This window comes from Myxococcus sp. CA056 (genome assembly GCF_013336715.1).
In the GTDB taxonomy this organism is placed as follows: domain Bacteria; phylum Myxococcota; class Myxococcia; order Myxococcales; family Myxococcaceae; genus Myxococcus; species Myxococcus llanfairpwllgwyngyllgogerychwyrndrobwllllantysiliogogogochensis.
Window position 1 is genome coordinate 1 of record NZ_JABUMT010000028.1, and the last position, 7,753, is coordinate 7,753.

Annotated in this window: 1 protein-coding gene; it reads right to left on the reverse strand. The window is 68.7% G+C overall.

Annotation, left to right across the window (positions count from 1 at the left end; all coding sequences use genetic code 11):
* Positions 1–7,753: non-ribosomal peptide synthetase (locus HUA76_RS44625; RefSeq protein WP_174464413.1), on the reverse strand; the 7,753-nt coding region annotated here is incomplete at both ends.

Below are 7,753 nucleotides of genomic sequence, written 5' to 3' on the forward strand. Positions count from 1 at the left end.
CAACGGCGACAGCATCAGGCGTGCGCGCGGCCTGCTGAGCGAAGAGCGAAGGGATGGATGCGTCGCGCGGGTAATCACTGACAACGCCATTCCAACCCGCGAGGACCTGCTGCTTCTCCGCCAACGTGAGCAGAGGGATCAGGCCAAGCTGGGTATCGGGGGCCGCCTGAAGTCCCTCAATCAGCACCGCGTAGTGACGCGAGAGGCGCTCCATGGTCGCCGCGTCGAAGAGGTCGGTGTTGTAGTTGAAGACACCCGCGAAGCCATTGATGCCTTCTTCGAGCAGAAGGCTGATGTCGTACTTCGAGGACTCGATGCTCGGAGGCAGCGCGCCCAGCGTGATGCCGGCGAGCTTGAGTTCTCCTTCAGGAGCGTTCTGAAGGGTGAGGGTGACCTGGAAGAGCGGTGAGCGGCTCAGGTCACGCTGAGGCTGGAGTTCTTCGACAAGCTTCTCGAAGGGGACGTCCTGGTGCTCGTAGGCGGCCAGAGTGGACGTGCGCACCTGGGAGAGCAACTGACGGAAGGACTGCTTCGAGTCGAGTCGGGAGTGGAAGACGAGGGTGTTGACGAAGAAGCCGATGAGGCCCTCGGTCTCGGAGCGATTCCGGTTGGCGAGGGGCGAGCCGACGGAGATGTCGTCCTGGCCCGAGTAGCGGGAGAGCAGGAACTGGAAGGAAGCCAGCAGCACCATGAAGGGCGTGGCACCCTCGTGCTGGGCGAGCGCCTTGACCCAGTCGCTCGACTGTCTGGACAGGACCACGGGGACGATGTCTCCCCGGTACGTCTGAACAGCGGGACGCGGCCTGTCAGTGGGAAGCTCGAGCGAAGTCGAGACGCCGGCGAGCTCCTGGCGCCACCAGTCAATCTCGGCGGAAAGGACGTCGCCCTGGAGCCATTCGCGCTGCCAGATGGCGAAGTCGGCGTACTGGATGGGCAGGGAGGCGAGCTGGGCGGGTTCTCCTCCGGCGAACTGACGGTAGAAGGCGGCGAGCTCGCGGACGATGATGGCGACAGACCATCCGTCGGAGACGATGTGGTGTGCGGTGACGAGCAGGATGTGCTCGTCGTCGCTCAATCGCACCAGGGTCGCGTGTACCAGCGGACCCCGAGACAGGTCGAATGAGTGCAGTGCCTCTTGGCGCATCAGGCGCTGGGCTTCCGCGTCCCGCTCCTGCTCCGGCAGTGCGCGGAGGTCGATGAGAGGCATCTCCAGCACGACATCCTGCTGGATGCGCTGAACGGGCTGACCCTCATGAATGGCGAAGTGCGTGCGCAGCACCTCATGGCGCAGCATCAGCGCGCGGAGGGACTGGCGCAGCGCGTTTGAATCCAGGGTTCCGGTGAGCTTGAGCGCCCACGGGATGTTGTATGCGGAGCCGCCGGGCTGGAGCTGATCGAGGAACCAGAGGCGCTGCTGGGCGAACGAGAGAGGAATGGCGCCGTCGCGCGCGCCCGGGCGCAGGAGGAGGCGCCTGGTCCCCGTGCCCTCGCCGCTTCTCGACTCAATCCGCCGGGAGAGCTGTTCGACGGTGGGGGCCTCGAAGAGGTCGCGCAGTGGGAGCTCCACTCCCAGCACGGAGTGGATGCGCGAGACGACCTGGGTGGCGAGCAGGGAGTGTCCGCCGAGCGCGAAGAAGCTGTCCGTCGCGCCCACATGCTCCACGCCCAACACCTGGGCGAACACCTGCGTGAGCTGTTCCTCGGTCCGTGAGCGCGGAGCGGTGTATCGCGAGCCGGAGTCTTTCTGAGCCGGCGCGGGGCGGGCCCTGCCGTTGAACGAGCGAAGGACCTGCTCACGCTCTTCTCTCGTCAGCAGGGAGATGGAGGCGAGGCGCGCATCCGGGGCAGCCATCAGCGCCTGGAGCGCGACGCCCCAGTGATGAAGGAGACGCTCGGGGATGGAAGGCTCGAAGCGCGCGGCGTCGAAGAGCAGGCGCAGCTCCAGCGAGTCCCCAGGGATGACGTACGCCTCCAGCGGCGTGTCCGTCTGGTCCACGATGGTGAAGTCGCGGATGCCCAACGCATCCCCGGCGGAATTCACCGCGGCGTCGATGGGGAAGTTCTCGACGATGAAGAGGGACTCGAAGAGGGGCGTGCCGCGCGGCACGTCGCTCCACCCGTGCAGACGCACGAGGGACGTGTGCTCGAACTGGCGCAGCTCGAGCTGCTGGGTGTGGAGCTGCTGAAGCCAGGAGAGCGCGGTGGTGCCGTCGTCGACGAAGACACGGACGGGCACGGTGTTGATGAAGAGCCCGATGGCGCGGTCGATGCCGGAGAGGTCGGCGGAGCGACCGGAGGTGGTGGCACCGAAGACGATGTCCTGCTCACCGGTGTGACGTGAGAGCACCAGCGTCCACGCGGCCTGGACCAGCGCATTGAGGGTGAGGCGGTGCTGGCGGACGAAGGCCTGGAGGGTTGCTGTCGTCTGCGCGGGCAGGTGGAGCTGGAGGCGCTGACGCTGGAGCACCGAGTCCGGGCTTCGGGGAAGGGCACCAGGGAGGGGCGTGGGCGCGGTGAAGCCATGCAGCGTCTTTCGCCAGTAGAGCTCCGCGGGCTCCATCGGCTGGCGCTGGAGCCAGGTGACGTAGTCGCGGAAGGTCGTTGCCTCGCTCCGGACCCACACCAGCCCCGCGCGAATCTGCTCGTAGGTGGTGAAGAGGTCCTGGAAGAGCAGGCCCATGCTCCAGCCGTCCATCAACACATGATGCGTGGTCCCGAGGGCTCGCCAGGACTGCTCACCGGTGCGGATGACCGTCAGTCGCAGCAGCGGTGGCGTGCGCAGGTCGAACCCGCGAGCGCGGTCCTCGGAGAGGAGGACCTGGAAGCGGGACTGCTGCTCTGCTTCCTCCACTCCGCGCCAGTCGAGTTCCTCCCAGGGTAGGGCAGCACCGGGGTGGATGAGCTGGAGGGGCTCCCGCGAGTCGCCCGAGTGGAAGGACGTGCGCAGCAGGGGCTGTCGCTGGATGACAGCCTCCCAGGTGCGCCGGAACGCCCCCAGGTCCAGGGCGTCACCGAAGGTCCACGTCAACTGGGTGACGTAGACGCCGGAGCCCGGCGCGGCGAGGGTGTGGAAGAGCATGCCCTGCTGCAAGGGCGACAACGGATAGAGGTCCTCCACCGGCGTGCCCGCGGGGACCAGCCCGTCCGCGATGGCCTGCTTCAACCGGCTCAGGACAACGTCCGTGGACTCGTGCCACTTCGAGTCCGTCGACGTGCGCGGCGTGAGCGCGGAGTCCGACTGCTCGGCCCATGCGCTGCCCTCGAACTTCACGACCCGAGCGAGGGCCTCCAGCGTCGGGTGCTGGAAGAGCTGCTGGGTGGTGAGCTGGAGGCCCGCGTTGCGTGCGCGGGAGACAATCTGGATGGAGAGGATGGAGTCGCCACCCAGCGCGAAGAAGTTGTCATGGCGCGTGACACGCGGCGCGCGCAGGGCCTCGGACCAGATGGCGGCGAGGACCTTCTCCTGGGGCGTCCTCGGCTCGGAGTCGTCGGGGACGGCGGATTGCTGGCTCTTGCTCAGCGGCGAGGGGAGGGCCTTGCGGTCGACCTTGCCATTGGGAGTGAGGGGAAGCGCGGGAAGGGAGACGAACAGCGAGGGCACCATGTGTTCTGGCAGGTGCCGTTGGGCGAAGTCGCGGAGGGCGGAGGCGTCGAGCGAGACGCCGGCCTGGGGGACGAGCCAGGCGACGAGGCGTCCATCACCGGAGGCATCGAGGTGGACGCCCGCGACGGCCTGGAGGACGGAGGTGTGGCGTGAGAGGACGGCTTCGACTTCGCCCAGTTCGATGCGGAAGCCGCGCAGCTTCACCTGGAAGTCGGCGCGGCCGAGGAAGTCGAGCGTGCCGTCAGGGCGCCAGCGAGCAAGGTCACCGGTGCGGTAGAGGCGCGCGCCAGGGATGCCGGAGAAGGCGTCGGGGAGGAAGCGCTCGGCGGTGAGGTCGGGGCGGCCGAAGTAGCCGCGCACGACACCTTCGCCCGCGATGAAGAGCTCGCCGGGCGAGCCGATGGGGCAGGGCTGGCCGGAGGCGTCGAGGACGAAGAGACGGTTGTTGGTGAGGGGCGTGCCGATGGGAAGGGTGGCTGCGCCTTCGTCGGCGGGGGAAGCGGGGTGCGCGGAAGACCAGACGGTGGTTTCCGTCGGGCCATACATGTTGAGGAGGGAGGAGTGGGGGAGTGCGGCGCGAAGCTGGGATGCGAGAGGGCCGGGAAGCGCCTCACCGCCGACGAGGAGGTAGCGGAGGGAGGAGAGCGCGGCGACGGAGTCTGCGGCGAGCACCCTGGCGCGAGCGAAGGACGGCGTGCACTGGAGGTGGGAGACGGGGTGGCGGCGGAGGACTTCGGGCAGCGTCAGCGCGGTGCCGAGGCGAGAGGCGGCGCGCTCGTCATGGAGGACGACGTGGAAGCCTCGGCAGAGCGTCCAGAGCAGCTCGAGGACGGAGATGTCGAAGGAGATGGAGGTGACGGCGAGCCACGTGCCGGGAGAGGTGCCCAGGCGGTCATCCATGGCCGCGAAGAAGTTGGCGGCGGTGCGGTGAGGCACCATGACGCCCTTGGGCCGGCCGGTGGAGCCCGACGTGTAGATGACGTACGCCAGATTGGCCGCGTCCGCGTTGCCAGGAGTCCGCGCTTCCTCGTCGCCCGTCTCGTCGAGAAGGAGGACCTGCGCCTCCGAGGAAGGCAGTGAGTCGAGGAGGCGTCGCGACGTGAGGATGAACGGAGCGCGAGAGTCCTGGAGCATCCAGGAGAGGCGGTCCGAGGGGTAATCAGGGTCGAGGGGAAGGTAGGCGCCGCCCGCGTGGAGGATGGCGAGCATGGCGGCGACCATGTCGGCGGAGCGCTGGACGAAGAGACCGACGGGGGCGTCCGGGCGGAGGCCGAGGGACTGGAGTCGGTGGGAGAGACGAAGGACGCGCTGGAGGAGGTGGCGGTAGGAGAGCGAGACGTCACCGAAGGACAGCGCGGTGGCGTCGGGGGTGAGCGCGGCCTGTGCCTCGAACTGGAGGTGAAGGCACGAGGAGTCGAACTCGCGCGAGGACGCGTTGAAGGAGCGAAGGACCTGCTCGCGCTCCTCTCCCGTCACCAGGGAGAGCGCCCCCAGGCGCGAGTCGGGACTGGAGACGAGGGCCTGGAGCGCGACGCTCCAGTGGCGCAGGAGGCGCTCGGGGGTGGAGGGCTCGAAGCGCGCGGCGTCGAAGAGCAGGCGCAGCTCCAGGGAGTCCCCGGGGATGACGTACGCCTCCAGCGGGGTATCGGCCTGCTCACGTGCGCTGAAGTCACGGATGCCCAGCTCGGCGCTGGCCGAGTTGACGGCGGCGTCGACGGGGAAGTTCTCGACGATGAAGAGGGACTCGAAGAGGGGCGTGCCGCGCGGCACGTCGCTCCACCGCTGGAGGTGGGTCAGCGGTGTGTGCTCGAACTGGCGCAGCTCGAGCTGCTGGGTGTGGAGCTGCTGGAGCCAGGAGAGCGCGGTGGCGTCTTCGTCGACGAAGATGCGGACGGGCAGTGTGTTGATGAAGAGGCCGACGGCGTGCTCGATGCCGGAGACCTCGGCGGAACGCCCCGACGTCGTGGCGCCGAAGAGGATGTCCTGCTCACCGGTGTGACGTGAGAGCACCAGCGTCCAAGCGGCCTGGACCAGTGCATTGAGGGTGAGGTGGTGCTGGCGGACGAAGGCCTGGAGGTCCGCGGTGAGTTGCGCGGGCAGCCAGACGTTCAGGTGCTGACGCCGGAGCACCGAGTCCGGGCTTCGGGGAAGCGCACCGGGCAAGGGCGTGGGCGCGGTGAAGCCCCGCAGCGTCTTGCGCCAGTAGTGCTCCGCGGGCTCCAGGGACTGGCGCTGGAGCCAGGCGATGTAGTCGCGGAAGGAGGTCGACTCACTCTCCGCCGGGAGCCGGCCGGAGCGGACCTGCTCGTAGGTGGTGAAGAGTTCCTGGAAGAGGAGCCCGAGGCTCCAGCCATCCACGATGAGGTGGTGCAGCGTCCAGAGGACGCGCCACGCGCGCTCATCCGTGCGGATGACCGTCAGTCGCAGCAGCGGTGGTGTGCTCAGGTCGAAGCCCCGAGCACGGTCCTCGGAGATGAGGGTGTCGAAGCGGCGCTGCTGCTCGGCCTCATCCACGCCGCGCCAGTCGTGCTCCTCCCAGGGGAGGGTGGCCTCCGGGTGGACCCACTGGAGGGGCTGGCCCGCGTCCTCGGGGACGAAGGACGTGCGCAGCGAGGGCTGCCGCTGGATGACGGCTTCCCAGGTGCGACGGAAGGCGGTCATGTCCACGGCGCCGCCGAAGGTCCACGCCAACTGCGTGACGTAGACGCCGGAGCCCGGGGCCGTGAGGGTGTGGAAGAGCATGCCCTGCTGCATGGGCGACAGCGGATAGAGGTCGTCCGCCAGCGTCCCCGCGGGCAGCACCCGGTCGAGCACCGACTGGGACAGCTTCGCCAGCGGGAAGTCGGTGGGCGTGAAGCGGCGGGCGTCGTCGGAGTCCCGGTCGTCGATGAGCCGCCGCAGCGTGTGCAGGCAATGCTCGGCCAGGGACTGGATGGTCTCCGGCCGGTGCGCTGCCTGGCTGTACGTCCACACCAGGGTCAGTCGGCCCTCGAAGACGTAGCCGTTTATCTCCAGCAGGTGGGAGAGCGCGGCCTTGGGAGCGCGCAGGACCCCCAGGGGCTCCCGCGTGGCGGTGAACGGATTCAGCGCCGAGTCGTCACCGGCGGACTGATGGAACTGGCCCAGGTAGTTGAAGAGCACCTGGGCACGAGGCAGCGCGCGGAGGTGCTGGGATTGCTCATCGTCCGCCAGGTGGCGCAGCAGGCCGTAGCCGAGTCCCTTTCGGGGAAGGCGCCGCAGCGAGTCCCGCACAGCGCGCAACCGGCCGCCCAGGCTGGTGGTACCCGAGACGTCCAGCGTCACGGGATACAGCGTGGTGAGCCAGCCCACCGTGCGAGACAGGTCCACGTCGTCGGAGAACGGCTCGCGGCCATGGCCCTCCAGTTCCACACGCAGGCGCGGCTGGCCCATCCAGTGTGTGAGGCTCTCGGCCACCGCCGTCAGCAGCACCTCGTTGATGTGCGCCCGCCACGCAGCCGGTGTCTCCTGCAACAAGAGCCGCGTCTGGGCTTCGTCCAGGGAGACTTCCACCGTGCGAGAGGAGGCCACGGAAGTGGCACCGCCAGCGCCATCCCTAGGGAGAGTAGGAGCCTCGAGTCGCCCCTCTTCCAGCCAGTACGTCCGCTCACGCGCGACCTCCTCGGAGCGCGCGAAGTCACTCAGCTTCGCGGCCCAGGTCTTGAAGGAAGTGGACCTGGGCGGCAGCGCCACCGGGTGGCCCTGTCTCGACTGCACATACCCCGCGCCGAGGTCCTCCAGCAGCGTGCGCCAGGAGACGCCATCCACGCCCAGGTGGTGCACCGACAGCAGGAGTCGTGAGCCTCGCTCGGCTCCGAGGTGGAAGAGGGCGGCGCGCAGGAGCAACCCCTCATCCAGCCTGTGGCTGGCGTGGAGGCGGGAGGCTTCGGACTCCAGGGCCGCAGGCAGTTCCGCCTCGGGCACGGAGGAGAGGTCCACCTGCTCCAGGCGGACCAGGGACTCCAGGCCGGTGAACTCCTGGTGCCAGGTGCCGTCCTGCCGGCGCGTGAAGCGCAGCCGCAGCGTGTCGTGGTGGGTGACGACCGCGCGCAGCGCCGCTTCCAGGCACGGGACGTCCACCGGCTCGCTCGACGCGAGCATGAAGGCCTGGGCGAAGTGGTGCGGTTCGAG